The 25,746-nt window shown below is 53.8% G+C and carries 20 protein-coding genes and 1 riboswitch; of the genes, 7 read left to right on the top strand and 13 right to left on the bottom strand.

Annotated elements, in window-relative coordinates:
• Positions 1 to 111: 111 nt before the first annotated feature.
• The 7 genes from uca to MPHASIOC01_RS21390 form a co-directional block, all read right to left on the bottom strand.
• Positions 112 to 3,690: an urea carboxylase gene (gene uca / locus MPHASIOC01_RS21420; protein ID WP_353613257.1), complete on the bottom strand. Its 3,579-nt coding sequence runs from the start codon at positions 3,688 to 3,690 to the stop codon at positions 112 to 114.
• Positions 3,691 to 3,770: 80 nt separating this feature from the next.
• Positions 3,771 to 4,406: an urea amidolyase associated protein UAAP2 gene (locus tag MPHASIOC01_RS21415; RefSeq protein ID WP_064599092.1), complete on the bottom strand. Its 636-nt coding sequence runs from the start codon at positions 4,404 to 4,406 to the stop codon at positions 3,771 to 3,773.
• A 2-nt stretch (positions 4,407 to 4,408) separates the two neighbouring features.
• Positions 4,409 to 5,122 carry an urea amidolyase associated protein UAAP1 gene (locus MPHASIOC01_RS21410; protein ID WP_064599094.1) on the bottom strand — a complete coding sequence of 238 codons (714 nt, stop codon included), beginning with the start codon at positions 5,120 to 5,122 and terminating at the stop codon, positions 4,409 to 4,411.
• Positions 5,123 to 5,143: 21 nt separating this feature from the next.
• Positions 5,144 to 5,917 (bottom strand): ATP-binding cassette domain-containing protein, encoded by a 774-nt coding sequence (locus MPHASIOC01_RS21405; RefSeq protein WP_353613256.1) that lies wholly within the window; start codon positions 5,915 to 5,917, stop codon positions 5,144 to 5,146.
• 24 nt (positions 5,918 to 5,941) lie between these two features.
• Positions 5,942 to 6,754, bottom strand: a complete 813-nt coding sequence (locus MPHASIOC01_RS21400; protein WP_353613255.1) for an ABC transporter permease — start codon at positions 6,752 to 6,754, stop codon at positions 5,942 to 5,944.
• A gap of 14 nt (positions 6,755 to 6,768) precedes the next feature.
• Positions 6,769 to 7,824: a putative urea ABC transporter substrate-binding protein gene (locus MPHASIOC01_RS21395; protein ID WP_064599100.1), complete on the bottom strand. Its 1,056-nt coding sequence runs from the start codon at positions 7,822 to 7,824 to the stop codon at positions 6,769 to 6,771.
• A gap of 60 nt (positions 7,825 to 7,884) precedes the next feature.
• Positions 7,885 to 7,979: riboswitch (guanidine-I (ykkC/yxkD leader) on the bottom strand.
• A gap of 203 nt (positions 7,980 to 8,182) precedes the next feature.
• On the bottom strand, positions 8,183 to 9,118 hold the full coding sequence (locus MPHASIOC01_RS21390) for a LysR family transcriptional regulator (protein ID WP_353613254.1): 936 nt from the start codon (positions 9,116 to 9,118) through the stop codon (positions 8,183 to 8,185).
• A gap of 170 nt (positions 9,119 to 9,288) precedes the next feature.
• On the opposite strand from MPHASIOC01_RS21390, the gene MPHASIOC01_RS21385 reads away from it, so the two are divergent.
• The gene (locus MPHASIOC01_RS21385) at positions 9,289 to 10,713 is read left to right on the top strand and encodes a M20 family metallopeptidase (protein WP_353613253.1); all 1,425 of its coding nucleotides are present in this window, start codon (positions 9,289 to 9,291) and stop codon (positions 10,711 to 10,713) included.
• Positions 10,710 to 11,984, top strand: a complete 1,275-nt coding sequence (locus MPHASIOC01_RS21380) for an MFS transporter (protein WP_353613252.1) — start codon at positions 10,710 to 10,712, stop codon at positions 11,982 to 11,984. The genes MPHASIOC01_RS21385 and MPHASIOC01_RS21380 overlap by 4 nt, the downstream gene beginning before the upstream one ends.
• A gap of 80 nt (positions 11,985 to 12,064) precedes the next feature.
• On the opposite strand, the gene MPHASIOC01_RS21375 is transcribed toward MPHASIOC01_RS21380, so the two are convergent.
• The 3 genes from MPHASIOC01_RS21375 to MPHASIOC01_RS21365 all read right to left on the bottom strand — a co-directional run bounded on the left by MPHASIOC01_RS21375 (position 12,065) and on the right by MPHASIOC01_RS21365 (position 14,414).
• Positions 12,065 to 12,484 (bottom strand): helix-turn-helix domain-containing protein, encoded by a 420-nt coding sequence (locus MPHASIOC01_RS21375; RefSeq protein ID WP_353613251.1) that lies wholly within the window; start codon positions 12,482 to 12,484, stop codon positions 12,065 to 12,067.
• Positions 12,481 to 12,792, bottom strand: a complete 312-nt coding sequence (locus MPHASIOC01_RS21370) for a type II toxin-antitoxin system HigB family toxin (protein ID WP_353613250.1) — start codon at positions 12,790 to 12,792, stop codon at positions 12,481 to 12,483. Before MPHASIOC01_RS21370 ends, MPHASIOC01_RS21375 begins: the two co-directional genes overlap by 4 nt.
• A gap of 179 nt (positions 12,793 to 12,971) precedes the next feature.
• Positions 12,972 to 14,414, bottom strand: a complete 1,443-nt coding sequence (locus MPHASIOC01_RS21365) for an MFS transporter (RefSeq protein WP_353613249.1) — start codon at positions 14,412 to 14,414, stop codon at positions 12,972 to 12,974.
• Between the two features lie 107 nt (positions 14,415 to 14,521).
• Here MPHASIOC01_RS21365 and MPHASIOC01_RS21360 point away from each other — a divergent pair, with 107 nt between their 5' ends.
• The 3 genes from MPHASIOC01_RS21360 (at position 14,522) to MPHASIOC01_RS21350 (ending at position 18,713) form a co-directional block, all read left to right on the top strand.
• Complete coding sequence (locus tag MPHASIOC01_RS21360) at positions 14,522 to 15,376, top strand: helix-turn-helix transcriptional regulator (RefSeq protein WP_353613248.1); 855 nt, start codon at positions 14,522 to 14,524, stop codon at positions 15,374 to 15,376.
• A 205-nt stretch (positions 15,377 to 15,581) separates the two neighbouring features.
• Positions 15,582 to 16,664: an MBL fold metallo-hydrolase gene (locus MPHASIOC01_RS21355; RefSeq protein WP_353613247.1), complete on the top strand. Its 1,083-nt coding sequence runs from the start codon at positions 15,582 to 15,584 to the stop codon at positions 16,662 to 16,664.
• Between the two features lie 120 nt (positions 16,665 to 16,784).
• A complete protein-coding gene (locus MPHASIOC01_RS21350) occupies positions 16,785 to 18,713 on the top strand; it encodes a sensor domain-containing diguanylate cyclase (RefSeq protein ID WP_353613246.1) in 1,929 nt (642 codons plus the stop codon).
• Here the strand turns inward: MPHASIOC01_RS21350 and dhaM are convergent, their stop codons facing one another.
• The 3 genes from dhaM to dhaK are packed head-to-tail and all read right to left on the bottom strand — an operon-like array spanning position 18,714 to position 21,871.
• Positions 18,714 to 20,147, bottom strand: coding sequence for a dihydroxyacetone kinase phosphoryl donor subunit DhaM (gene dhaM, locus MPHASIOC01_RS21345; RefSeq protein ID WP_353613245.1), 1,434 nt, complete (start codon positions 20,145 to 20,147; stop codon positions 18,714 to 18,716).
• Between the two features lie 3 nt (positions 20,148 to 20,150).
• A complete protein-coding gene (dhaL, locus tag MPHASIOC01_RS21340; protein ID WP_064599114.1) occupies positions 20,151 to 20,798 on the bottom strand; it encodes a dihydroxyacetone kinase subunit DhaL in 648 nt (215 codons plus the stop codon).
• Between the two features lie 2 nt (positions 20,799 to 20,800).
• Entirely contained in the window at positions 20,801 to 21,871 is a 1,071-nt protein-coding gene (dhaK, locus tag MPHASIOC01_RS21335; RefSeq protein WP_353613244.1) for a dihydroxyacetone kinase subunit DhaK, read from the bottom strand.
• Positions 21,872 to 22,482: 611 nt separating this feature from the next.
• On the opposite strand from dhaK, the gene MPHASIOC01_RS21330 reads away from it, so the two are divergent.
• Both MPHASIOC01_RS21330 and dhaR read left to right on the top strand, forming a co-directional pair.
• Positions 22,483 to 23,580: a glycerol dehydrogenase gene (locus MPHASIOC01_RS21330; protein WP_064599120.1), complete on the top strand. Its 1,098-nt coding sequence runs from the start codon at positions 22,483 to 22,485 to the stop codon at positions 23,578 to 23,580.
• 229 nt (positions 23,581 to 23,809) lie between these two features.
• The gene (gene dhaR / locus MPHASIOC01_RS21325; RefSeq protein ID WP_064599122.1) at positions 23,810 to 25,723 is read left to right on the top strand and encodes a dihydroxyacetone kinase operon transcriptional regulator DhaR; all 1,914 of its coding nucleotides are present in this window, start codon (positions 23,810 to 23,812) and stop codon (positions 25,721 to 25,723) included.
• Positions 25,724 to 25,746 lie beyond the last annotated feature (23 nt).

Here is a 25,746-nt window from a genome sequence, read left to right as displayed (position 1 = left end):
CATCAGTAACCAGCCAGATTCACCGGGTAAAAAAATTGCCGGGATGAAAATGAACAGTGCAGGCCAGGCAGAACCGGGTTGCTGCACTGCTTATTTTCCCAGACTCAGGTGTCAGTCCACGGGTTCGATAATGGCAAGCAATTGCCCGGCATCCACTCTCTGGCCCTGTTGGCGTTGCACTTTACGAACCTTACCCTGAACCGGGGAAACCACCGGAATCTCCATTTTCATAGATTCCAGCAGGCCTATCACCTGGCCGGGCTCAATGCTGTCGCCTTCGCTAACCATCCACTGCCAGATGCTGCCTGCCACCTGGCTTTCCACGCCATAACAGGCTTCCGGTATTGCATCATCGTCTGGTGTCGCGGTTGTTTCTTCAGCAATATAGGTAAATTGCCCGTCAGCCCGCCAGCGTGCCAGTTCATCATCGAAAGCGGCCTGGCGTACAGCCTGGAAGCCTTCAATGCTGTGAGCTTCACTCGCCAGCCATTGTTGGTATTCCGCCAGACTGAATTCACCTTCTTCGATACGCAGCGGTACTTCACCCCAGGGGAAGCGTTCGCGCAACTGCATCAGTTCATCGTGGCTGACCGGGTAAAAACGGATTTGGTCAAAGAAACGCAGCAGCCAGGGTTGGGCAAACTCGCGTGTTTGCCGGTCGCGGTTCCACATTTGAATGGTACGCCCGACAAACTGGTAGCCTCCGGGGCCTTCCATGCCGTACACACACATATAAGCGCCGCCAATACCCACCGAGTTTTCCGCCGTCCAGGTGCGGGCCGGGTTATATTTGGTCGTCACCAGGCGGTGGCGTGGATCCAGTGGTGTGGCAACCGGTGCCCCGAGATACACATCCCCCAGCCCCATAACCAGGTAACGGGCGTTGAACACAATGTCTTTCACCTCATCAATATGCCGCAGGCCATTGATGCGCCGGATAAACTCAATATTGCTTGGACACCATGGCGCGCCAGGGCGAACAGACTGGGTGTAGTGATCGATGGCTTTCTGGCAGGCTTCGTCATTCCAGCTCAAAGGTAACCACAGGGTGCGCGAAGGGACGCGCCCGTCGCGCAGGTCGCCCAGTTTTGCGTCTGCTGTGGTAATGGCGTTGATCAGCCTGTCGCGGGGTAACAGGTGCGGGTCAAAGTGAATCTGTAACGAACGAATACCCGGTGTTAACTCCAGTTGCCCGGCAAGTGGCGCATTTTCCAGTTCCTGCATCAGGGCATGGACACGAAAACGCAGGGTAATGTCCAGGCGTTGTTCACCATACTCCACCAGTAAAAAGCGATCACCCGCTGCCCGCAGAGTTAATTCTGGCATCCCGTCGCGTGCCGGGTCATGCAGCAATATGGGGGAGGGTAGTGCATTGGGGCTGGCTTCTTGCCCGGTGGGCATTGCGCCAATTCCACTCAGTGCATCTGCAGTGCTCAGTGTCACCGGAACAAACTGCACGCTGTCTCCGGCCTTAAGTTGCCCAAGCATCCATAAATCTGCATCTATGACCGTTGCCGGGCAGACAAACCCGCCCAATGAAGGGCCGTCCGGGCCAAGGATAACTGGCATATCACCGGTGAAATCGACGGAGCCAAAAGCATAAGCATTGTCATGAATGTTTGACGGGTGCATACCCGCTTCACCGCCATCCGGCCTTGCCCAGTTTGGTTTCGGGCCAGTCAGGCGAATGCCGGTACGGCTGGAGTTATAATGTACCTGCCAGCGTGCGGCAAAAAACGCGGCAATGTCCTCAGGGGTGAAGAATTCGGGCGCGCCATGCGGGCCATAAATAACCCGCAATTGCCAGTTGTTGCTCAGCTCTGGCATGGCAATATCTGTTGGTGTCGCGTTACTCCGCACTTCGGGAGCGGCCAGGTGAAGCACATCACCGGTACGGAGCGCCCGCCCGGCGTGACCGCCAAATTTACCTAAAGTAAACGTGCTGCGGCTACCCAGGTAATACGGGCAATCCAGACCACCGGCAACCGCCAGGTAACTGCGGCAACCTGCGCCGTTAATTGCCCCCAGGCTCAGGGTTTGTCCAAGGTCGACGCGGGTTACTTCCCCCATCAACACGGGTATGCCGTCCAGTGTGGCATCGAGTGTTGCCCCAGTCAGTACAATGGAGCAGGGCTGGTTAAATTTCAGCACCGGCCCGCGCAGGGTGATTTCCAGCCCGGCGGCGTCCGGGGCATTCCCCAGTAAAGTATTTGCCAGGCGAAATGAACGTGAATCGTAAGGTCCGGATGGGGGAACACCGACATGCCAGTAGCCTGTCCGGCCCGGCAGATCCTGAATCGTGGTCAGCGTACCGCCACTTAGCACATCCAGCGTGTTGGGTTGCCAGTGGATTTGGCTCAGCGTGGAGGTCAGCATGCGCCCGTCACGCACGGCAGGTTGCTGAAGAATATGCCGCAACCATGCCAGATTGGTTTCAATACCATATAACCGGGTTTCCGCCAGGGCAGTGCGCAGTGCCTTCAGCGCGGTGTTGCGGTCTGGCGCATGGGTAATGACTTTTGCCAGCATAGGGTCATATAGCGGAGAAACTTCCGTACCAGTCGCAATCCCGTGGTCAATACGCAGCGTTGCGCCAGAAACCGAAGTGGGGAAGCTGACATCACTTAATAACCCGGCAACGGGCTGGTAATCTTTCGCCGGGTTTTCGGCATACAGACGCACCTGGATGGCATGGCCGCGTGGTTCACTTTTCAGGCGGTTTAATGGTGCGAGTGTTCCCTGTGCCAGTTCCACCATCCAGCGCACAATATCCACGCCAAACACCATTTCAGTCACACCATGTTCTACCTGCAGGCGGGTGTTCACTTCCAGAAAATAGAAACGGTCTGCTTCAGCGTCGTACACATATTCGACGGTGCCGGCACTACGGTATTTTACGGCCTGGCACAGGCGGATGGCGGTTTGCTGGAGTGCCTGGCGCGTTGGTTCGCTCAGGTACGGCGCCGGGGTTTCTTCAATAACTTTCTGGTTACGCCGTTGTGCGGAACAGTCACGCTCGCCCAGCGCCAGTACATTGCCCTGACCATCGCCAAATACCTGCACTTCAATATGGCGTGCGCGGGCAATAAATTTCTCCAGGAAAACGCCGTCATCGGCAAAGTTATTGCCTGCCAGGCGTTTTACCCGTTCAAAGGCGGCCTGCAGTTCACCGGCATCATTGCAGCGCTGCATACCAATACCACCGCCACCTGCGGTGCTTTTCAGCATAACCGGGTAGCCAATTGCCAGCGCCGTCTGGAGTGCGGCGTCACAGTCCGTCAGTAATCCACTGCCGGGTAACAGCGGAACCTGCTGCTGTTGTGCCAGTTCGCGCGCCCGGTGTTTCAGGCCAAAGGCGGCCATTTGCTCTGTGGTGGGGCCAAGAAACCGCACACCAGCGGCAGCGCAGGCGGCAACAAATTCGGCATTTTCACTTAAAAAACCGTAACCAGGATGCACCGCCTGAGCGCCACTTTCACGGATGATGGCAAAGAGTTTTTCCTGGTTCAGGTAGGTTTCACGGACGTTGCCATCGCCCAGCGACCAGGCTTCATCGGCCAGGCGCACATGGCCTGCATGCTTATCTGCTTCGGCATACACCGCGATGGCGGTAATACCCATCTGTTTCAGGGTACGGATAATTCGCACCGCGATTGCGCCACGGTTGGCAATTAGAATTCGGGTTAACATAACTCACTGGCCTCAGGCTATGCAGGTCGTCCTGCGTCAATCCTGGCGCGTCCTTGCGGGTCGTCCCGCAGCGCCCAACCTTACCAGACCGCGACTTCAACAGGAGTGGGGTGATAACCGTTGCAGGGGTTGTTAAGTTGTGGGCAGTTGGAAATCAGCACCAGTACATTCATGTGTGCTTCCAGCTCAACGTATTTTCCGGGTGCGGAAATGCCATCGGCAAATGTCAGGTCACCCTGTTCAGTAACGGGGACATTCATAAAAAAGTTGATGTTATGGGTGATGTCTCGCCGGGTCAGGCCGTATTCCGGGTGTTCGGCAACCGCCAGCATCCAGGAATCACGGCAGGCGTGCATATGGCGTTTTTCCAGGTCGTAACGCACGGTGTTACTCTCGGTGGCGCAGGCACCACCCAGGGTGTCATGGCGGCCACAGGTATCGGCAACAATGGTCAGCATCGGGCGGTCTTCATTGGATCGCAGCACGCTGCCTGTGGTCAGAAACAGGTTTCCCTGGCCGCGCAGTGTGTCGGTTACGCTGTAGCGTTCGGCAGTGTCATCGGCGTTAAAAAACAGGGTGTCGGCGGCCTGGTTGCCTTCCAGGTCCGTAATTCGTAAAACTTGCCCGGCTTCCACCCGGTACAGCCAGTAATCACCGGCCGGTACAGCCATGCGGTACAGTGCATCGCCGGTTACTCGTGGGCTGGTTTGCAACATGTTCAGACTCCTTCGCTCAGGTAATAGAGTTGGTTATTGCGCAGGCCGCGCTGGTTTTCTTCCCGTACCAGGCAGTGCTCTGCCAGTGGTTTGCGCTCACCATCAAGGGTGATACCCAGAGAAGCGCGCGGGTAATCACCGCCTGCATGCAACGGGTGTGGGCAGGTATGCAGCAGTACCAGTGTATCCATGGCAAAACGCAGGCGGACTTCGGCACCCGGCTTGCTGTGCTGCCCCTGGTGTAACGTGCCGTCTGCGCCCGCCGTGACCTGGGTAAAAAAGTTGATGTTGGCGGCCATGTCGCGTTTTCCCAGACCGTATTTCGCCAGCTCAACCAGGAAGCTGTCGTAGCCATTCTGGTGGCGCTTATTGTGTGCGGTCTGGTAATTCAGCGCGCCAAAGCGCTCAGCAACCAGGGTGGCGTTGCTGTTGCCGCAGACCGTGTCGTGCCAGCCAAAACTGTCTTCCTCAATGGCGCAGAAGATTCGCCCCATATCGGAATAGAGGCAGTGGCCGCGGCCAAGGCGGAACGTATGCTGGCATTTCAGCGTATCTGGTGCGTTATACCGCTCCAGTAAGTTCTCCGGGTTGTAAAACAGCACGGCTGCGTTGGCCCCGCCATCGATGTCGGTCAGGGTGAGTGCCGTACCACGGCGCATCACCAGTGACCAGTGGCTGCCAGCAGGCAAAACCGTGTGGTAGTTCAGGGTTGTCATGATTATCTCCGTCCAGGTGTATCAGGCTGCGCGGTTAACCAGCGGGGCTGGCCCGGTAGCAGGAGAGCCCGCCGGAGAACGCTCCAGCGGGATGTCGTAAGTAATGCTTGCGCCAAAGGCATCGGGGGCGTGCGGGTCGTGACGCACTTTATCGAACACCCACAGGCGTGAACCCAGTGAGAATCCCTCTTTGAGATCGTGGGTTATCATGAAGATGGTGAGCTGGTGCCGGGTCCATAGCTCGCTTATCAGCGTGTGCATTTCCGCCCGAATGCCTGGATCCAGCGCCCCAAAAGGTTCATCCAGCAATAAAATACGCGGTTGTTTGATAAGCGCCTGTGCCAGGGCCAGGCGTTGCTGCATCCCACCAGAAAGCTGGTGGGGGTATTTGTCCTGTGCCGCCAGTAACCCTACCTGGCTCAGCATGTTGCGTGCCCGTTCACGAATGGCAGCACGGCGGCGGCCAAAAACTTTGCCAAGCCAGCGGGATTCACTGAATTCCTCCCCGAGCATGACATTGCCCAGAACGGTCAGGTGCGGGAATACCGAGTAGCGCTGAAAAACCACGCCACGGTTGGCATCAGGCTCTTTCGCCAGCGGTTTCCCTGCCAGCAGTAATTCGCCTTTGCTCGGGGACTCTGTGCCTAACAGCATCTTCAGAAAGGTGGTTTTACCGCAACCAGATGCCCCGACAATGGATACAAACTCACCTTCATCAACACTGACATTCAGCCGTTCCAGCACGACCTGCCCGTCGTAGTGTTTCTCAAGGTTTTTCAGTTCAATTAACGGCATAACAGTTCCTTAAGCGGCCGGGGGTTATTTTGCGTAGTACCAGGGGAAACAGCGGCGGTTGATAAAGCGCAGGGCGAAGTCGAGCGCAAACGCCAGCAGTGTTATCCAGGCGACATAAGGCAAAATCACATCCATTGCCATATAACGGCGCATCAGGAAGATGCGGTAACCCAAACCATCGGTTGCGGAAATGGCTTCTGCGGCAATCAAAAATAACCAGGCTGAACTCAGTGACAGGCGTACAGAATCCATCAGCCGTGGTAGTAACTGCGGCAATACCACACGCCACAAAATCTGCCCGGAATGTCCGCCGAGTGTCTGGGCTTTCACTAACTGTTCCTCAGGAATCGACATCACATGCAGTTGCAGGTCACGCACAATAAACGGCGTGATACCGATAATAATCAGCACGACTTTTGCCAGTTCGCCCAGGCCGAAACAAATAAACAGAATGGGCAGTATTGCCAGCGGTGGCACCAGCGCAATCACGGTGATTAACGGTGACAGAAACGCACGCACCACTGGCAGAGCCCCGCAGAACAATCCAAAGACCAGTGCGAGCAGGGCGCTGAGCGCGGTGCCCATCAGCAGGCGCGCCAGGCTGGCACAGGTGTCGGCCCATAGCAGGTATTCCCCGGTGCGTGGGCTGGGGGTAAACGCCATGCGCATAATGGCGTCACCCATGGCATTAAAACCGGGAAGTAACTTGTCGGCGCTGTTGGCGGCCAGGCGCGCATCAGACGCGATCAGGTAGACAACCAGCACCACCAGTAGTGGCAGGGTGCCCAGCAGCAGGCGATTCATCGGCTGGGGTTGGTAGTTAATGATCTTTTGCATTGGGCACCTCCGGGTTACAGTTGGTTACTGGCGGCCATGCGAATAAATTCATCGTCAAAGCGCAGTTTGATGTTGCCCGGGTTACCCCAGTTGCCAGCCGGTGTCGCAACACCCACCACATCCGCAGAAGGCGCGGCATCGCCTAACAGGCCGTGGGCGAAAGAGAACTCGGCCACTTTTTGCATGGTGGTTTTCAACTGCGGGCTGGTGGTGAAGTCCAGTGCTTTTTTCGGTGTGTCGAACAACCAGGTATCGGCCAGTTGCGCATCAAACCCGGCCAGATCAGTTCCTGATGCCGTTGCCATTTGGGTACGGGCCGCTTTCGCCGTGGCACTGTTACCTTCCATGGTTTTCAGTGTTTCAAACCAGGCTCCCACCAGTGCTTTACCCAGCTCAGGGTGTTTTTTCAGCGTGGCAGAATTCACCACCAGTAAGTCGAGAATTTCGCCCGGGATCTGGGCTGAGGTGAACAGTGATTTGGCCCCCGGTTGTTTGGCGGCTTCCGCCAGTAACGGGTTCCAGGTGACAATGGATTTAACTTCTGGCGTGGTGAAAGCAGAGACGATATCGGCATCAGAAGTGTTCACGACTTTGATATCTTTTTCACTCATGCCCGATTGTTGCAGGGCGCGGGCCAGCAAGTAATGGGAAACCGACAACTGCACCAGGTTAATGTCCTGGCCTTTCAGGTCTTTAATGGATTTAGCGGTTTTCGACAGAATGCCATCGTTGCCGTTGGAGTAATCCCCGACAATCAGTGCAGTGCTGTCCACACCGCCTGCGGCCGGAATAGTCAGGGCATCCATGTTGGTCATGGTGCAGCCATCAAACCCGCCAGCGGTGTACTGGTTAACAGACTCAATGTAGTCGTTGACCTGCACAAATTTGATGTTGATATGGTATTTATCTGCCCATTTTTTCAGGATGCCGCTTTGTTGCGCGTAATCCCACGGCATCCAGCCTGCATAAATGGACCAGCACAGTTTGAAGGTTGGTGTGGCGGCGAGTGCGCCTGTGGTGAACAGGGCGAGCGTGACCAGGAGCAGGGCGCGTTTACAGGCTGTAAGCATGAAATTTCCTCTGACGTTGGAGTAAATAAAAGCAGGAGGGCGGCGCGTAATGGTCGCTTATCCTCCCGGGCTTTTATCCCGCCGTGTAACCGCCAGAGGGCGGTCGATCACTCTCGGACCTGCGTCAAAAGACCGGAACCCTAGTGATCCATTTCCAGATTGTCTGGCGACACCGGTTACCCGCTTGTCACCCCTGCTGGTTTAGCAAGGCAAGAATGGTGCCAGTCTGGCTGATATTTTTAAAAACCTTTAAAAACAGATAGATAATAATCACCTTTGAGCATTGCTCCCCCTGTGTTCTGTGAGTGATGTTGGTGCAATGCCCGTAACGGGTGCACTGAGCTGGCGCAATTCTGCGTTATTTCGGAGCATGGCTCGCCGGAGGAAAATGGCTGTGATGTGCCTGCGTCAGTGTTGCCACTGTCTCTTCTAAAAACAGATTCAGGGCGGCTGAGCGGTTCTGGCTTGCCGGGGTTTGTAACTGCAGGGTCCGCTGGCTTAATGTGGGGCTGTCGATAGGTTTTAACACCATTCCATCTTGTTTCGCACGCCACAGCACACTGAAATGGCTGCATACCGTTACTGCACCGGATAACTGGCGTGTCGCACCATAGAGTGTCGCGAAGTTATTGCAGCTCAGTGCGGGTTCCAGAAATGTTCCGGCCAGGCGGCAGGAAAGGTCGAACAGTTGGCGAATGGTGGTACCGGGTTCTGGCAATGCCACGGGGTAATCCTGTAAATCACTGATGGCAATTTTTTCCTGCTGTGCCAGGGGGTGCCCCGGATGTAACAGCAATAATACCGGTGCAGGCCAGCTAGTCACAATATCTACATCGCGCTCTGGCGCAAGGCTGAACTGGCAGGCTGCATCACAGGTACCTTTACGTACCCATTCGGCAACAGTCTGTGCCGTACCCACCTGTAAATCAAAACTCACACTGGGGTAGTGGCGGCGAAAGCGGGCTATCAGCCCGGGAAATAAATCAAACGCCATTCCATCAGTGCAGGCCAGGCGAACCAGCGCTTTGCGCACGGCTTTCAGTCCCTGAATTTCTGCCACCGCGTTATCCATATCGCGCAGGCTTTTGCGAACGTGGTTTGCCAGTATTTGCCCGGCATCCGTCAGGACCATTCCCCGCGCGTGGCGTTGAAACAGTGTGACCCCCATACGGCTTTCCAGCTTGTGGATCTGGCGGCTGATTGCCGAACTCGCCACATACAGTTGCTGGCTGGCCTGGCTCAATGAGCCTGTGGTGGCAACAGCCAAAAAATAGCGTAACTCATTATTTAACATCGTGGTTCCTGCCAGTGCGCCAAAAGTGTGCATATTAGCGTTATAAAAAAGGCAATGCATAATTGCAATTATTATTATTGTGGCAATGCTCTGGTCTGGTTTAGAACAAAAAGACAACAACAACAGCCCGCGCAACATGCAGCGGGCTGATACCGGACAGGGTACACAACATGAAAACACAACAGGTGGTTAACCAGGCACTGGACTGGTTCGACAGCGGGTATTTCAAAGCACTGCTGGCAGAGCGTGTAGCGATTGCCAGTGAGAGCCAGCGAACAGACCGCGATGAGCAGCTGCGCCGTTATTATGATGACGTGTTTATTCCTGCGTTCACGCAGATGGACTTCACCACAGAAATCATCCCCAACCCGGTTAACCCGGCCCGGCCATTTTTACTGGCGATACGCGAGGAAAACCCGTCACTTCCCAGCGTGATGTGTTACGGCCATGGTGATGTGGTTTTTGGTGATGATGCCCGGTGGAGTGAAGGGTTGTCGCCCTGGCAGTTAGTCGAAAAAGACGGTAAATGGTACGGGCGCGGCAGCGCAGATAACAAAGGCCAGCACAGCGTTAACCTGGCTGCACTGGAACAGGTGTGGCGTGCCCGTGAAGGGCGCCTTGGTTTTAACTGTGTGTGGTTGTGTGAAATGGGGGAAGAGATTAGCTCCCCGGGGCTTGCGCAAGTGTGCAGCCAGTTGAAAAACCGCATTAACGCCGACTTGTTTATCGCGTCCGATGGCCCTCGCCTTAGCGCAGAACGGCCGACACTTTTTTTAGGGTCCCGCGGGTGTATCAACTTTCGCCTCAGTATTAATGCCCGTGCGAAAGACTACCATTCCGGCAACTGGGGTGGGCTGCTCAGCAATCCAGGTACACAACTGGCTAATGCTATTTCCTGCCTGGTGAACGGCCAGGGAGCGATTCAGGTTGCAGGCCTGAAACCACCCGCTTTAACGGATTCACTCAAAGCTATTCTTGCGGATGTCACACCTGCCGGTAACCCGGGCGACCCACAGACCGACGCTGCCTGGGGCGAACCTGGCTTAAGCGCGGCAGAAAAACTGTTCGGCTGGAATACCCTTGAAGTGCTGGCTTTTCTGACCGGGAACCCGGCGCAACCCATGAACGCGATTCCCGGCCAGGCCACAGCCGTTTGCCAGTTACGCTTTGTGGTGGGAACGGACTGGGAAAATCTGGCCTCCCATGTGCGTACTCACCTGGACGCCTGCGGTTTTTCCATGGTGGAAATCAGTGAAGTGCGGGGTACACCGGCAACCCGCTTCGACCCCTGCGACCCGCTGGTGAACTGGGCGCTGAGTGCGATGGAACACACCACGGGGAAAAAACCTGCGTTATTACCCAACCTGGGAGGATCCCTGCCAAACGATGTGTTCGCCGGGATCCTCGGTTTGCCTACATTGTGGGTTCCGCACTCTTACCCGGCTTGCGGCCAGCATGCGCCAGACGAACATTTGCCGGTCTGTGTTGCTCGCGAAGGCCTGGCGATTATGACGCATCTGTTCTGGGAGTTAGGCGAAAATGGTAATGCTCTGCTCGATGCTCATCGCCAGTACCAGGCCGGAGGTGCACAATGACCAGTATTGTACGTGAAAACGGCACTGTTACCGTGCGCCCCAGCCTGTACAAAACCTTATTTGCCACCTGTATTGGTAATGCGCTGGAGTGGTTTGATATTGCGGTATACGGCTTTTTTGCCAGTTATATTGCTCATGCTTTTTTCCCGGTAACCGACCCGTCAGTTTCATTGTTACTGACATTTGGCAGCTTTGGTGTGGCGTTCTTAATCCGCCCATTAGGGGCCATTGTGCTGGGTGCATATGCAGACAAACATGGCCGCAAAGCCTCGCTTTTGTTGTCCATCAACCTGATGATGCTGGGCGGGGCGATAATCACTTTTATGCCCGGCTACCAGACCATTGGCCTGGCAGCACCTCTGCTGATTTTGGTCGCCAGGTTGATTCAGGGCTTTTCTGCCGGTGGTGAATTCGGCAGTTCTACGGCATTTCTGGTTGAGCACTTCCCGGAACGCAAGGCGTTTATTGCCAGCTGGCAGTTTGCCACCCAGGGCGCAAGCACGTTACTGGCCTCGGCATTTGGTTTGGGGCTGGCGCAGTGCCTGTCCACGGACCAGCTTATGGCATGGGGATGGCGTATTCCTTTCGCGTTTGGGTTAATTATTGGCCCGATTGGTTTATACATTCGCCGCCATGTGCATGAACCGCAACGTTATGCCCAGGCAGAGAAAAGCGCACACCCGGTGCGGGCGCTCTTCGGTGGGCAAAAACGCCTTATCGCAGTGGCGATTGGGCTGATGGTGGTCTCGACAGCCATTAACTACATGCTCAACTATGTGCCAACATGGGCAACCCGCACTTTGGGGCTGCCAGCGTCAACTGCGTATACCGCCACACTGGTCGCCGGGATTATCCTCACCGTAGTCACGCCGTTTGCCGGGCTGGCAGCCGAGCGTTTTGGGCGTGTGCGCCTGTTATGGAGTGCGCTGGCGCTACTGGGCTTCACCATCCTGCCGGCATTCTGGTTAATGAGCCGGGATGTCACTGCCTGGTCGCTGATATTGTTAGTAGGCTGGATGGCCCTGCTGAAATCGGTCTACTTCTCGACGATTCCCTCAATGATGGCGGATATTTTCCCCATCAGCACGCGGGCCAGCGGCATGGCGGTAAGCTATAACATTGCCGTCACGGTCTTTGGTGGGTTTGCGCCGTTCATTTGTACGCTGCTGATTCGCACTACTGGGTCTCACTTTGCCCCTGGTTTTTACCTGATGGCAACAGTGTTCCTGAGTGTGCTGGCTCTGTGGCAGGCGCAGAAAAAACAACGCTGATAATAACGGGCAAGGCACCAGGTGTTTCCCGGTGCCTTGCCTGGCATTAAAGCGGTTGGCCTAATTAGGTAGAGTGCGGTTTAAAGAAACCACTCAGGTTTTACGCCGAATCGGGCGGATAGCGCTTTAATGTGCGTAATGGTCAGAGAGCGCTGGCCGGATAAAATCTGGCTTACCAGCGATTTTGAACCGATCTCTTCTTTCAGGTCTGAGTAGGTGAGTTTGTGCTGGTCAATAAGTGTTCGCAGCAGCGCCACGCCGACCGGCATTTCAGCCTGGGCTTTATTGAACCTGGCGAAACGCTCGCTGTTATCCTCATAATCAGCTATTTTACTCGCCAGGAAGTCAATAAGCGGGTTCTCATCATCGTTCTCTATCAAATAGTCTACCAACGACAGTGCCTCCAGGTAATCGCTCTCTGAGGCGTTACTTCCCAGAAAAGGGACTGCGTCTACGAGTTGCCTGGTAGCTTCAATGGCTTTTGCAGCGTTGGTTATCATTCTTGGTTCTCCCTGTAATAGCGGGTCAACTTGTCGTATTCAGCGTGGGTTGTAATATGCTTGACGTAAAAGCGTTTATTCACAAAGTTAATGTAAGCGACAACCCGCAGGTTGTTGCCTCCCACGTCCAAAACCCACCATTTATTCCGGTAATTAAAATTGTCCAGGCCTGGAATCAGTGTTCTCATCTCAGCCGGAGAAGAGAAATCTATTTCACGCACTAAGCGGTACAGTGCCAGTATGGCTAACGAATCATTGGGATACCGCTTTGCCGCCTCCTCGAAAGGCTCCTTTGAAATGACGTGCATCTTGCATTGGTTCCATCCGTTTACATTATGTAAACACTATAACGTTAAGCTGGATGGTTTACAATATGTAAACGAAAAGCCAGCATTGCCGGAATCTCCATTCACAGGTGCTGGATGCCCTGACCGGCTGCGTGCGCGCTGCGGCCAGGGAGCAGTTACAACCCCGATGATAACCCTGCTCAGGTGCGTGCTGGTGCTGCCCGCAACCGGCGAACCACACTTGCAGCATGCAACGCGAATTGCAGCAACATCATACATCCCAGCACCAGCAGGCCAGCTTTCAGCGCGTTTAACTGGTGGATATCATCACTGGCAAGGTGCTGAATATACATGGCCCCCGCCAGTGCTGTACCCAGAGCAATAGCGGTTTGCTGCATAGTGGTCATCAGTGCACTCCCGGCACCGGCAAACTGGGCTGGCAAATCGGTTAACCCAATACGTACCGAACAGTTAACGGAAAAGGCGTTGCCAATCCCGGTAATCGCCATTGGCGCAATCAGGTCCCAGGGGGTTAGCGCCCCCTGATGTGCTGTAATCAACTGGAATAATAACCAGTAACCGGACAGGTTAATCAGGCTGGCACACATGACCAGACCAGAGTAAGACAGACGTCCAAACCATTTAGCCACCCGGTCGGCGTACAGTGACGTAATGAAGTACGTAACCCCCAGCGCAATAAACGCATTACCGGATTCAACAGATGACCACTGAAACCCCGACTGTAGTGTCAGGGCCACCACAAACATAAAGCCACCATAAGACGCCACCTGGAGGACCAGGCTGCTCACGCCAGCCAGATAAGTGCGGCGTTGCAACAACGCAGGCGGAAGCAGTGGCATTTTGCCGAGCCCTGCCAGTTTTTTTTCTACCCGAACCAGCCCAGGCAACAGCGCGATGACTGCTGTGGCACATAGCCAAACCGGCCAGCCCCATTGCCATTCCGTCCCCCAGGAGATGGCGGTTAAAATCAGTGTGATGACCAGCGCCAGGAGTGCTGTGCCGTACCAGTCAAATATGGTTTGCCCGTCTTGTTGGGTTTCTGGAATAAATTTGCGGGCGAAATAGAGAATCACCAGGCAGACAGGCAAATTAATATAGAACACGGTACGCCATGACAGACCAAATAAATCTGCTGACACCAGCCAGCCACCCAGCGCCTGGCCGATAACAAAGGACAACCCACCAACCGAGCCATAAATACCAATCGCCTGTGAATGGCGGGCTCCTGAAAGTGAAACATGAATGGTGGCGAGAATTTGTGGCATTAATAGTGCCGCTGCCACACCCTGGGCGATGCGGGCCACAATTAACTGATGAATGGTGGTTGCCAGCCCACAGAAGAAGGACGCAATGGCAAACAGCGCAATACCCAGCATAAAGAGCCGCCGCCGCCCGTAGCGGTCACCCAGACGACCACTCAACGCAAGGCAAACGGCAAATGCCAGCCCGTATAATGAAACAATTAAGCCTAACTGAGTTTTACTGGCATGCAGCGAAATACTCACTGATTCCAGCGCAACGTTAACAATTGAAAAATCCATTTGTGGCATCAATTGCCCCGCAACCAACAACAACAGACCTGCCATGGTCAATGTATGGCGTCCTGGGGACGTTTTGTTCATGAAGCGCTCCAAAAAGTAACAGGTCATGCTATATTAGCGCTTAATAAAAGGTGTACCAGAAACCACTAAGACGTGTACTGGCAGTATCTGTTACAGGACAAACTGCAATGACGAACCCGGAACGGCTGGGCGAATTTCTCCGCCTGAAACGCAACACGATTGCCCCGGAAAGTGTGGGGTTAGGTAAACCTTTGCGCTCCCGCACTCCCGGGTTACGCAGGGAAGATGTAGCAGAGTTGGCCCAGATTAGTACTGTCTGGTATGCCAAACTTGAGCGAGGAAAAGCAGAGCGCGTTTCCCGGCAGGTATTGCTGGGTATTGCGCGCGCCATGCGGTGTGATGACAGCGAAACCCGGTATTTGCTGCAACTGGGAGGCTACCAGGATGGCGCAGGGCGTATTGAAACCTGTAACAAACTGTCTGTAGCCAGTCAAAATTTACTGGAAGCGCTTAATCCGGTTCCTGCGCTGTTTTGTAATGATTTTTACGACATCCTGCAGGTCAACCAGGCTTTTGAATATATGGTGGGGTTCGATGTGAATGCGCTGCCTGTGCACCAGCGCAATACGTTCTGGCTACTGGAGCACCACCCTCAGTGGCAACAATGGCTGAATGTCAGCTCACCTGATGAACTGACAAATTGTATGCTCAATGCTTCCGCGCGCGTGCGCGCAGCACTTGCCAGCAGAGTGAGTGAGCAGGAGTGGCAGCTTCGCCTTGATCAACTGATGGCCTCAGGGCCAATATTTCGTGAAGTGTGGGCTAACCACCGGGTTAAGGCAAAAGAGCAAATTGTGCGTCACTACCGCCATTGCCAGGCAGGCCAGGTGCGGTTGGTGAAGCAGTTCTGGTCGAATGCCAGCGGGAATATTTCTGGTGATTTACAGGTCTTCTTACCCGAAAACGATACAGATAAAGCCCGCCTGCAGGCAGCAATGGCGTTGGCGGAGGTGGTCGCGTAACGTGCCATTATGTCTTTCGGATACGTACAGATAGCAGTGCAACGCATCTTGTATGCACAACCGCCAGAGAAATAACGTGCCAGCCCGCACAGATTGTTACATCTTTTCAGGCTTGAAAGTGGTTACATTGCCACCAGTAACAGGGAAGGTGGCCGTGTCTGTCAGGCTTAGCCATCTCTCTTTTCTCAGCTAAAGTGGGTGGCTTATGTATGTTTTGCTGGTGGTGGCAATCGTTGTATTTGGTGTGTTTGTCTGGCTAAAACAGCCCCAGTATGTCGCACCTGAGTGTGATGCCGGAAGCGAAAGTGCACTGTACCGCGACGGCCAGTTCAGTAACCCGGTTGCTCCTGCTCCGGCCAGCTCGGGGCGTTCCCGAAGTGTGCTGGCTATGTGGTATCGTTTTTTGTTTCTAAAACCGAAAGACGCTATACCGCAGCAGGCATTGCCTTCGGTTAAAGTGGACCTGCATGCGCTGTCGCTGACTGATAACGTGATTATCTGGATGGGGCATTCCAGCTATTTTTGCCAGGTTGACGGGTACCGGTTTTTGGTTGACCCGGTGTTCAGTGACGAGGCTTCTCCGGTACCGGGAACCAACCGGGCCTTTAAAGGCAGTAATGTTTACCATACTATTGATATTCCGGAAATAGATTACCTGCTTATCACCCATGATCACTGGGATCACCTTGATTACCCCACGGTTTCTCAACTGCGTGACAAAATTCGCCATGTGGTCACACCCACTGGTGTGGGATCTTATTTTAGAAAATGGGGTTTTCCTGAAAGCGTTATTACCGAAGGGGAGTGGTTCAGCACAGTAGAGCAGGGCGATTTAACACTGCATATTTTGCCCAGCCAACATTTTTCCGGGCGCTTATTTAAACGTAACCCAACTCTGTGGGGATCATTTGCCATTATTACGCCGCATCATCGCCTTTATTTTGGCGGCGACAGTGGTTATGGCCCGCATTTTCAGGAAATTTACCAACGGGTTGGGGCGTTTGATATCAGCGTGCTTGAGTGTGGGCAATACGACGATGACTGGCCGCGTATCCACATGACACCGGAACAAACTGCGCGGGCAGCATCTGATTTGCACAGTACTGCGTTGCTGCCATCCCATAATAGTAAATTCAAGCTGGCGCACCATGCCTGGTATGAACCACTGGAGCGCATTTCTGCCGCAAGCCAGCACCACAGCTGGCGGCTAAAAACACCACGCATTGGTGAACGCATTAACATTGATGACCCGCAACAAGTGTTTACAGACTGGTGGCGTAACCAGTAAAACCCTGTTGGCCGGTGCTAAGTGAGGTAAACAAGGCAGTCTCTGCCTTGTTTTTTCGCCTCATATAACGCACGGTCTGCGCGCTCCAGGGTATCGCAAAAGGTTTCTGCCGGTTTTTATATGCGCTGGATTCCAGTTAGTGAGATGCTTTATGCTTTGTGGGCATTAACACGCCGCTTACTGGCTGCCATTACTACACTTTCTGTAAAACTTTCCATACAAACGAGGTTCCCTGTGCGTATCGCCACAATCACTAACTGGGCTTACGGCATTACCGTGGCATTCACGTTAATTTCTGGTGGTGCGTTGATTCTTGCCTCCCGGGCTGATACCGCTGAGCGCGAGGCGGTGGCGCAAAGAGCCTCGCTGGATGACCTCAGCGAGCAACTGGATAAAGATATTTACGGAGAAAGCGATCTTGCCCGCGACTATGTTATTGACCATGATCCGCAGGATTTGCAGGCGTGGCAGCAATTACAGGTTGTTGAAAATAAAATGGAGATTCGGCTGGAACATTACCGGGTGCGGGGGATCCCCGACAGCGCGCTGGATATACTGCGCAAAGCGCTGGCGCAGAGCGATGCTTTAACAGCACTTCAGCGCCAGGCGATGGCTGAGAAAGATGGCGGGAATGACCATCAGGCGGTGAATTTACTGTTTAACCGGGAATACCAACAGCAACTGGAACAAATAGATAGCGTGGTAACGTCGTTTTATAACCAGGTAAACGCCCGGGCGCAAAATATAGTGGTGCAAACCGGGAAAACGGCCCGCCAGCTACGCACCCTTTCTGAAGTTATCGTTGTGATGACATCCGGGTTATTTTTGCTGGTGCTCGGGGTGATTTTACGCCGCCGCTTATTACAACCTGTAGTTAAATTGAGTGATGTGGTTAGTCGTCTGGCGGCCCAGGACTATGCCGCTGAACCACCCGATTACCGCCAGATTGACGAAATTGGCGATATGGCTCAGGCCCTGCGCATATTTCGTGAAAATGGCCTGGTGCGCCAGCAACTGGAGCAGGAGCGCGAAGCAGACCTCGCCCGGCGGCGTTTGTTGGCAACCATGGCTCAGCGCCTCCAGGCCTGTGAACATCGAAAAGATATCTGGCGGGTTGCGGGCGTCTTTGTGCCAGAAATCGCGCCAGGTATTGGTGGGCAGCTTTTTGTGCAAAAAAATGCTTCAGGTGAGATGCATTGTGTTGCCGCCTGGCAAGGTATGACACGCGATTCAGCGCCTTTTTTACCCCAGGCCTGTTGGGCGATTCGCCGTAGTCACCGCCACAGTGCCACTCTGTTGGGCCCGGATATGCGCTGCCTGCACTTGTCTGAATCTGGTGAAGACGCTCGCCATCATGTTTGTGTGCCGTTAATGGCTTACGGGGAAAATATTGGTGTGATGGTGCTGCGCCAAAATGACCCGGAAGCTGAATTCCCGCTTCTGTATCTGGATTTGGTGGCAGAAACGCTGGCGCAGGCACTGACCAGCCAGAAATTGCGCGAAGCCTTGCAGGAAAAGGCGTTGTTTGATTCCCTGACCGGGTTGCGTAACCGCTATTATCTTGAAGACGCCCTGAAAAATTGCCTGGATCAGGCAAGCCAAAATTCGCAACCAGTCAGTTGCCTGATGGTGGATATTGATAATTTTAAACAACTCAATGATAAGTTTGGCCATGAGGCGGGCGATGATGTGATTCGCCAGGTTGCGGCAACCCTTAAACGGGTGGTGGGCGAACGGGGCCATTTGTGGCGCTACGGCGGAGAAGAATTTCTGATTTTGCTTCCTGAACTGAACAGCACGGCGGCGAAAAGCGTGGCATGCCAGGTGCTGGAGCATGTCGCAGCTATTAATCAGCTACCGGATTACCAACGCTTTGGTGCGGTTACTGTCTCTGTGGGCGTGTCAACCTGGCCGGAAGACGCCCGCCAGGAGCAACTGATCAGCCGTGCAGATGAAGCGTTGTATCATGCAAAACACCTGGGGAGGGCTCAGGTGGTGGTAGCCTCAGAGTTGCCGCCACCACCTGACGGGCTTGAAGTCACCGGGTGATCAGCACTCAGCGCCCGGCCGGGTGATCTTGCCTGTACTGAATACACTAATGGCTTCGCCTTCCTGCCAGTTATCCAGTGTGTCTTCCAGCCCGGTCAGTATGACGATGCCGCGCTGACGGGCAATAATGGCACTGTGGGATTGCGGGTTGCCGGCGCGCAGGCAAATAGCACGGACTTCATCCACAGGCAACTGCATCGCCAGTGACGGCCACAGGTTTTCAGCACACAATACGCTGCCCGCAGGGAAGGTTGGCACGGCAAGCGGTATACTGAGCAGGTGGCACAACGTGCGGTGCAAAATATCGTCTATGTCAATATAACGTGCCTGTAAATAGGCATCGTCCAGCCCGCGGTAACTCTCTGCCACGCCGGATATCACCTGAAACCATGCCAGAGCGGCACTTTGTTGGTGCTGCTGCATGTGTGTGCGGGTTTCAGCCAGTAAATCCGGGTCATCCAGCAATGTATGCTGCCCACTGAAAATCGCGGCAATATCTGCCAGCCCGTCGTGTTCCGCCTGGTGAGCCAGAGCCAGAAGGTCATCCAGTGTATGGTTGATAGCCTGTTCCAGTGCGGAAAATGACGCTGTTGACCGGGACAGCGCTTCTGGCGTAAATGGCGCGTTGTCCTGTGCCAGCCAGTGAACAACACCCGTTATTTTGGCCGGTAATTCAGTGGCTGTACCTGCTGTGCCTGGTCTTTCACCAAACTGGTTTTGTGCCAGAGCCAGAAACGCGTCAATGGCCGCCGCGGCATCCGGACCCTGGGCGATTAACCGCAATGTATCGCCACAGCGCACCTGGAGCAGGGCAATCTGGTTGAGGGTAATCGGCGAGATGCATTTGCCGTCTTTCTCCAGCGACAGAGCGGCATTAAACCCACTCAGCGCTGCCACCAGGTGGGCCGCCGGGCGCACATGCAGCCCATGAGGGTTAGTGACCACCCAACTGGCTGTCATGGCGCTCTCACCTGGTGCCTGCGCCAGCGCAACCGGTGGAGGCAATGGTGCGTTCTCTTCCACCCCTAACTGGGCCCGCTTTGCCTGCAGTGCATTTTCTGCTTCAGCTTTTACGCGCTCGATACTGGCTCCTGTAGCGGCAATGCTGGCTGCTGCCAGCGCCCCTTCCACCAGAGGTGCGGCACAGAGTGTGACTTTGGCTGCGACCTCCGGGTCAAGCAGTTCCAGCGCTGTTTCAGCGCTGAGCAGGGCGCTACCCATATCCATCAACACCAGAATATGGGCAGTATCGGCAACGGAGTTGATGGCATCCATCACTTTTACCGGATCGGTGCCGATGGGGAAGTCCGGGTCATCCAACCCGGCGGCGACAGCTATCCGGCAGTTCGTTTTCCCCTGCAACATTTGTTGCGACAACGCACACACGCCTTCACCCAAAGCGGCACTGTGTGAAACGATAACCAGATTAACCATATCTCATACTCCCTGTGGCTGTGCGGCTTGTGCCAGCGCCTGCATCATAAACATCACTGAGGTTGCCCCCGGGTCCTGATGGCCAATACTGCGCTCACCCAGATAGCTGGCACGGCCTTTGCGCGCCTGCATGGTAATTGTGCTGTGCGCTGCTTCTTCAGCACACCTGCTGGCGGCAGCGAGCGCATCATTCAGAGGTATCTGTTGCAGGCTGGACTGGCGTAAACTTTCAACCACCGGCCACCAGACATCACACATGGTTTTGTCTCCTGGCTCGGCTTTGCCACGGCTGGCAACACCTGCGGCACCTTCCTGAATGACCTGAGTCAGTTCCTCCAGGGTAAGTGCCTGGTGTGCCTGAGCGGGTTGGGCTGCGCGCATAAAAAAGGTACCAAATAGTGGGCCGCTGGCACCGCCCACGCTTGAAAGCAGCGTCATGCCGGTATTTTTTAATATAAAACCGATGTCTTTATCGGCCACTGCCGGGAGTTTCTCTGCCACTTTATTAAACCCACGGTGCATATTCAGACCGTGGTCGGCATCGCCGATTTCTCTGTCCAGCCCGGTCAGAAAGTCACTTTCCCGAGTGAATACTTCAGTACACAGCGTTAACCAGTTGACGATTTGTTCACGGCTTAATGACTGGCTCATGATTATTCTCCCCATCTCAGTGCAGGTGTGTTGACTGGCGCATCCCACAATGACAGCAGGTCATCATCTACTTTTAATAAGGTAATAGAGACGCCGGACATATCCAGGGAGGTACAGTAAGACCCCACCAGGTTGCGCTCAATGATTAGCCCGGCTTCCTGGCAGCAGTGTGCCAGCCGGTCATAAACACCATACAACTCAGACAGTGGCGTTGCGCCAAGGTTGTTCACCAGGGCAATAACCCGGTCGCCCTGTTGTAACGCTTGTTTTTGTTCTGTGTGTTCCTGCCATTCACCCTGGCTGCAGTCCCACTGGCGCAGGGTGCGTTGCCAGGTACCATTTTCCAGCAGTGTGGCGAACATGGCATCGACAGTATCGTTAAGGTTGGTAAACGCCCGGCGATCAATGCCGGGTTCACCATGAATACCCACGCCGAACTCCATTTCATGTTCATTCAGGGTAAACGACGGCGTTCCGGCAGCTGGTACGGTATAGGCACTGAGTGCAATACCAATCGAATGCCCCTGATTATTGATTTGCCAGCCTAACTGCGCACACTGGCTTAATGAATCACCACGCTGTGCGGCCGCGCCCAACAGCTTTTCAATCAGCACTGTGTTCGCCACACCCCGGCGCCCTGCGGTATACAGGCTGTCTTTTACTGCCACGTCATCATCAACTATCACCGTCGCGACCCGCACACCACTCTCGTGTAGTAATTCTGCCGCGGTTTCAAAATTGAGAATATCGCCAGTGTAGTTTTTGACTATCATCAGTACGCCTTCACCGCCATCTATTGCCTGGGCGCACTCGAAAATTTTATCCGGAGTGGGTGAGGTGAAAATTTCTCCCGGGCAGGCACCGCTCAACATTCCTTTGCCGACATAGCCACAATGCATTGGTTCATGCCCGCTTCCACCGCCAGACAGCAGCGCCACTTTACCACTCACGGGGGCATCGGCCCGGATGACATAGAGTGGATCCGGGTGCAAGCGCAATGTGGGGTGCGCTTTTACCAAACCGGTAAGTTGTTCCGTTAGCACAGTTTCAACATCATTAATCAGTTTTTTCATTTTATTTGATGCTCCATTTCAGGGGGACTGGTTGACAGAGAGTTTCTTATGTTCATCACATTATTCTTGCCTGGGCTTTCGTGAAATAAAAAAACCAAAAATGGCGTTCCATTATGGAACTCAAAAATAAATATATGTTCCATTATGAAACGTATATTGGTTGCTGAAATAAAAACTGCGACTGATGTCAAATAAACTAATGCCAGACCAGGTTTGTTATGCCAGAAATACAAGGTTTATTGTGAATGAGGCGGGTGGTTACTCTTTTTCTGTGTATGCCTCTCCGTGGTTTTTACTCTAAAGGAACAAACTAAACCCAGCTGTAGCAGGCGGTTTTCGCATTTTGAGTGATGTCTGGATCGCAATTTTGCCTGGTTTTTTGGATATCTGTTTCTGATTGAAACGCAGTATTTATTAATTTGTTTCAAAATGAAACGTTAATATTTTTTGTTTTTTATCTTTTGGTGAGGGCCAGAATGACATCAGTGCATTAAACAGTGAAAGGATATGGCCCAATTAATGCCGGAGCGCTGAGGTGAAACAAGGGTTATTACAACCCGATTCCGGTCGTAATACGGGCAAGAAAACAACCTGGTTGTGGAGGATAACCAATGCTCAATGTAATTCAGTCCCCTTCTAAATACTTGCAAGGCCCGGATGCAGCAGCACTGTTTGGCGAGTATGCCAAAAACCTTGCAGACAGTTTCTTCGTGATTGCCGATGATCTGGTCATGAAACTGGCCGGAGAAAAAGTGATGAATGGCCTGCACCGTAATGACATTCAATGCCATGCCGAACGTTTTGGTGGCGAATGCAGCCACAATGAAATTAACCGCCTGATAGCACTGATGAAAGCCCAGGGAAGTAAAGGCGTCATTGGCGTTGGTGGCGGGAAAACACTCGATACCGCGAAAGCCATGGGTTACTACCTGCATATGCCGGTGATTGTAGTGCCCACTATTGCTTCTACTGATGCACCAACCAGTGCATTATCCGTGATTTATTCCGATCAGGGCGAGTTTGAAGAATATCTTATTTACCCGAAAAACCCCGATATGGTGGTAATGGACACCGCCATTATTGCGAAAGCGCCGGTGCGCCTGCTGGTGGCGGGGATGGGGGACGCGCTTTCCACCTGGTTTGAAGCCAAAGCCTGTTATGACGCCCATGCTGTGAGCATGGCCGGGGGGCAGTCTACTGCCGCGGCTCTTAGTCTTGCCCGCCTGTGCTATGACACTTTACTGGCGGAAGGGGAGAAAGCACGCCTTGCCGCCCAGGCTGGCGTGGTAACTACGGCGCTGGAACGGATTATTGAAGCCAATACTTACCTGAGTGGTATCGGTTTTGAAAGTAGTGGCCTTGCGGCGGCTCACGCCATTCATAATGGGTTTACTGTGCTGGAGTCCTGCCACCATTTGTATCATGGTGAAAAAGTGGCTTTCGGGACACTTGCTCAACTGGTGCTGCAAAATAGCCCAATGGAAGAGCTGGAAACGGTACTGGGTTTCTGCCACCGGGTCGGCCTGCCGGTTACTTTGGCTGAAATGGGTGTCACTACCGATATTGAAAACAGCATTATGGCGGTAGCGAAAGCCAGTTGTGCTGAAGGTGAAACCATCCATAATATGCCGTTCCCGGTTACTCCTGAGCAGGTTTATGGTGCCATCCTGACCGCCGATTTACTCGGTCAGCAATGGCTGACGAAGTAAGATTATTCCCCCGCCATAAGGAAACTGGCGGGGGATTAACAGAAATATGATCTGTCTCGCCCCCTTTTTTTGCCAGGCAGGGATAATAATGGCCTGATATTCTTCACTCTTCGAATTGCAGTTATGCTGGCTGCTCTCATCACCTGGTCACTGGCGGGTGCCAGCCTCTGAGGTGTTTGCCTCGCTGTAACTCGAATTATTTTGCTTCCAGGCAGCTACCGGATCCCGCATGACAGATATCGTAACGTCCACGTCTGAATATCCGCCTTATATCCATGAATCCTGGCATCGCTGTGCCGCGATGATGCACCCGGAAACCTGGCGCCAGCCGCACCGGGCTCTGGGCGTTACATTTCGTTCTATTTGCCAGCGCAAAGCTGCGTTAATAACCATTGCTCAGGCGGCACTGGAAGATGCGCTGGAGTTTATGGACCGGCGGCATTGCGCACTACTGGTGCTGGATGAGTCTGCCTGTTTGCTGGAAAGTTGCGGGCACCCACAGACGTTAGCCGCGCTGGCTGAACTGGGCTTCAGCGCCGGGTGCTATTGTTCGGAAAGCATTATTGGCAGTTGTGCGTTATCCCTTGCCGCTCAACTGGGCCAGCCGGTTAAAACCACAGGTCGTGCGCATTTTAAACAGGCGTTGTTTGACTGGTGTTTTTGTGCCACGCCGGTATTTGATAACCACGGGCGGCTGGCGGGTTCTGTGGCACTGGTGTGCCGGAGTGAAGAAACTTGTCCCGGTGACTTGCCACTGACGCTGGCCATTGCCCGTGAAGTGGGCAACTCATTGTTGACCGACAGCCTGCTGGCAGAGTCAAATCGCCACTTAAACCAACTTTATGGGTTGCTGGAAAGTATGAACGACGGCGTACTGGCCTGGGATTCTCAAGGTATTGTGCAGTTTCTGAATCCGCAGGCGGCCGAATTATTGCTGTTACAGCCGCAACTGAGCCAGGGACAACCGTTACAGGAACTGATTACATTACCGGCATTACTACGCAGAAGTATTCGTAAGCGTCAGCGCCTGAACCATGTTGAAGTCACTTTTGAGAGCCAGCACCAGTTCATTGACCTGGTGGTGACGCTCAAGCCCATTCATGATGCGCAGGGCGACAGTTTTATTTTGCTGTTGCATCCGCCTGAGCAGATGCGCCAGTTAATGACCAGCCAGATAAGCCGGGTCAGCCATACTTTCGAACAAATGCCTCAGCAGGACGCCGATTCACGGCGTTTGGTGCACTTTGGGCGTCAGGCGGCAAAAGGCAATTTTCCGGTCTTACTGACTGGTGAAGAAGGTGTGGGGAAAACCAGGCTCAGTGAAGCTATTCATAATGAAACCCGCCAGGCGGGTGGGCCATATATTGCCATTAACTGCCAGCGTTTTGCCGACCCGGACGCGGTGGCCGATTTCCTGGGTACCGGTCCAACAGATGAGCAAAACGGCCAGTTAAGTAAGCCTGAACTGGCTCATGGTGGAACGCTCTTTTTGGATAATATTGAATTTTTACCGGGAGAGATTCAGTCGGCGCTATTGCAGGTTATCAAGCAAGGTATGGTTACCCGCCTGGGTTCCCAGCGCATGATCCCGGTGGATGTCAAAATCGTGGCGGCGACAGGGCAAAACCTGGAAGACCGGGTGGCGCAAAAACAGTTCAGCCGTCAGTTGTATTACGCTTTCCATGCCTTTGAAATTCACATTCCGCCACTGCGCCAACGTAAAGCCAGTATTGAGAAACTGGTGCGCCATAAACTGGCGCAGCTGGAAAAGCCTTTCGCTGTCCGTTACCGAATTGATGATGAAGTACTGGCTCAGCTGGCGGATTATACCTGGCCTGGTAATGACTTTGAGCTGAATACCGTGGTCGAAAATATGGCAATGCGCAGTGATAATGGGCGTATCCGGCTAAGTAACTTACCCGATTATTTATTGAGTATTTCTGCATCCGGTGAATCGACCTGGCCTGCCATGGCGTCGGGCTTATCTTTTCCGGCAATAGAACGGGATGCCATCGTACATGCAGCCAGAGTGACACAGGGACGGGTTCTTGAAATGTCACGCCTGCTTAATATTGGCCGTACCACGTTGTGGCGCAAAATGAAGCAGTACCATATTGATGCCAGGCAATTTCGGGAACGATAAACCCCGCCAGAAGCCAGCCAGCG

The sequence above is a fragment of the Mangrovibacter phragmitis genome (assembly GCF_040429585.1).
GTDB lineage: Bacteria > Pseudomonadota > Gammaproteobacteria > Enterobacterales > Enterobacteriaceae > Mangrovibacter > Mangrovibacter phragmitis.
Note: the sequence above shows the minus strand (reverse complement) of the source record. Positions and strands in the feature narration are given on the sequence as shown.

What these genes read in the sequence shown, in the direction of transcription:
- uca (WP_353613257.1), bottom strand. Translation starts at nt 3,690, where the DNA reads ATGTTAACCCGAATTCTAATTGCCAACCGTGGCGCAATCGCGGTGCGA.
- MPHASIOC01_RS21415 (WP_064599092.1), bottom strand. Translation starts at nt 4,406, where the DNA reads ATGTTGCAAACCAGCCCACGAGTAACCGGCGATGCACTGTACCGCATG.
- MPHASIOC01_RS21410 (WP_064599094.1), bottom strand. Translation starts at nt 5,122, where the DNA reads ATGACAACCCTGAACTACCACACGGTTTTGCCTGCTGGCAGCCACTGG.
- MPHASIOC01_RS21405 (WP_353613256.1), bottom strand. Translation starts at nt 5,917, where the DNA reads ATGCCGTTAATTGAACTGAAAAACCTTGAGAAACACTACGACGGGCAG.
- MPHASIOC01_RS21400 (WP_353613255.1), bottom strand. Translation starts at nt 6,754, where the DNA reads ATGCAAAAGATCATTAACTACCAACCCCAGCCGATGAATCGCCTGCTG.
- MPHASIOC01_RS21395 (WP_064599100.1), bottom strand. Translation starts at nt 7,824, where the DNA reads ATGCTTACAGCCTGTAAACGCGCCCTGCTCCTGGTCACGCTCGCCCTG.
- MPHASIOC01_RS21390 (WP_353613254.1), bottom strand. Translation starts at nt 9,118, where the DNA reads ATGTTAAATAATGAGTTACGCTATTTTTTGGCTGTTGCCACCACAGGC.
- MPHASIOC01_RS21385 (WP_353613253.1), top strand. Translation starts at nt 9,289, where the DNA reads ATGAAAACACAACAGGTGGTTAACCAGGCACTGGACTGGTTCGACAGC.
- MPHASIOC01_RS21380 (WP_353613252.1), top strand. Translation starts at nt 10,710, where the DNA reads ATGACCAGTATTGTACGTGAAAACGGCACTGTTACCGTGCGCCCCAGC.
- MPHASIOC01_RS21375 (WP_353613251.1), bottom strand. Translation starts at nt 12,484, where the DNA reads ATGATAACCAACGCTGCAAAAGCCATTGAAGCTACCAGGCAACTCGTA.
- MPHASIOC01_RS21370 (WP_353613250.1), bottom strand. Translation starts at nt 12,792, where the DNA reads ATGCACGTCATTTCAAAGGAGCCTTTCGAGGAGGCGGCAAAGCGGTAT.
- MPHASIOC01_RS21365 (WP_353613249.1), bottom strand. Translation starts at nt 14,414, where the DNA reads ATGAACAAAACGTCCCCAGGACGCCATACATTGACCATGGCAGGTCTG.
- MPHASIOC01_RS21360 (WP_353613248.1), top strand. Translation starts at nt 14,522, where the DNA reads ATGACGAACCCGGAACGGCTGGGCGAATTTCTCCGCCTGAAACGCAAC.
- MPHASIOC01_RS21355 (WP_353613247.1), top strand. Translation starts at nt 15,582, where the DNA reads ATGTATGTTTTGCTGGTGGTGGCAATCGTTGTATTTGGTGTGTTTGTC.
- MPHASIOC01_RS21350 (WP_353613246.1), top strand. Translation starts at nt 16,785, where the DNA reads ATGCGCTGGATTCCAGTTAGTGAGATGCTTTATGCTTTGTGGGCATTA.
- dhaM (WP_353613245.1), bottom strand. Translation starts at nt 20,147, where the DNA reads ATGGTTAATCTGGTTATCGTTTCACACAGTGCCGCTTTGGGTGAAGGC.
- dhaL (WP_064599114.1), bottom strand. Translation starts at nt 20,798, where the DNA reads ATGAGCCAGTCATTAAGCCGTGAACAAATCGTCAACTGGTTAACGCTG.
- dhaK (WP_353613244.1), bottom strand. Translation starts at nt 21,871, where the DNA reads ATGAAAAAACTGATTAATGATGTTGAAACTGTGCTAACGGAACAACTT.
- MPHASIOC01_RS21330 (WP_064599120.1), top strand. Translation starts at nt 22,483, where the DNA reads ATGCTCAATGTAATTCAGTCCCCTTCTAAATACTTGCAAGGCCCGGAT.
- dhaR (WP_064599122.1), top strand. Translation starts at nt 23,810, where the DNA reads ATGACAGATATCGTAACGTCCACGTCTGAATATCCGCCTTATATCCAT.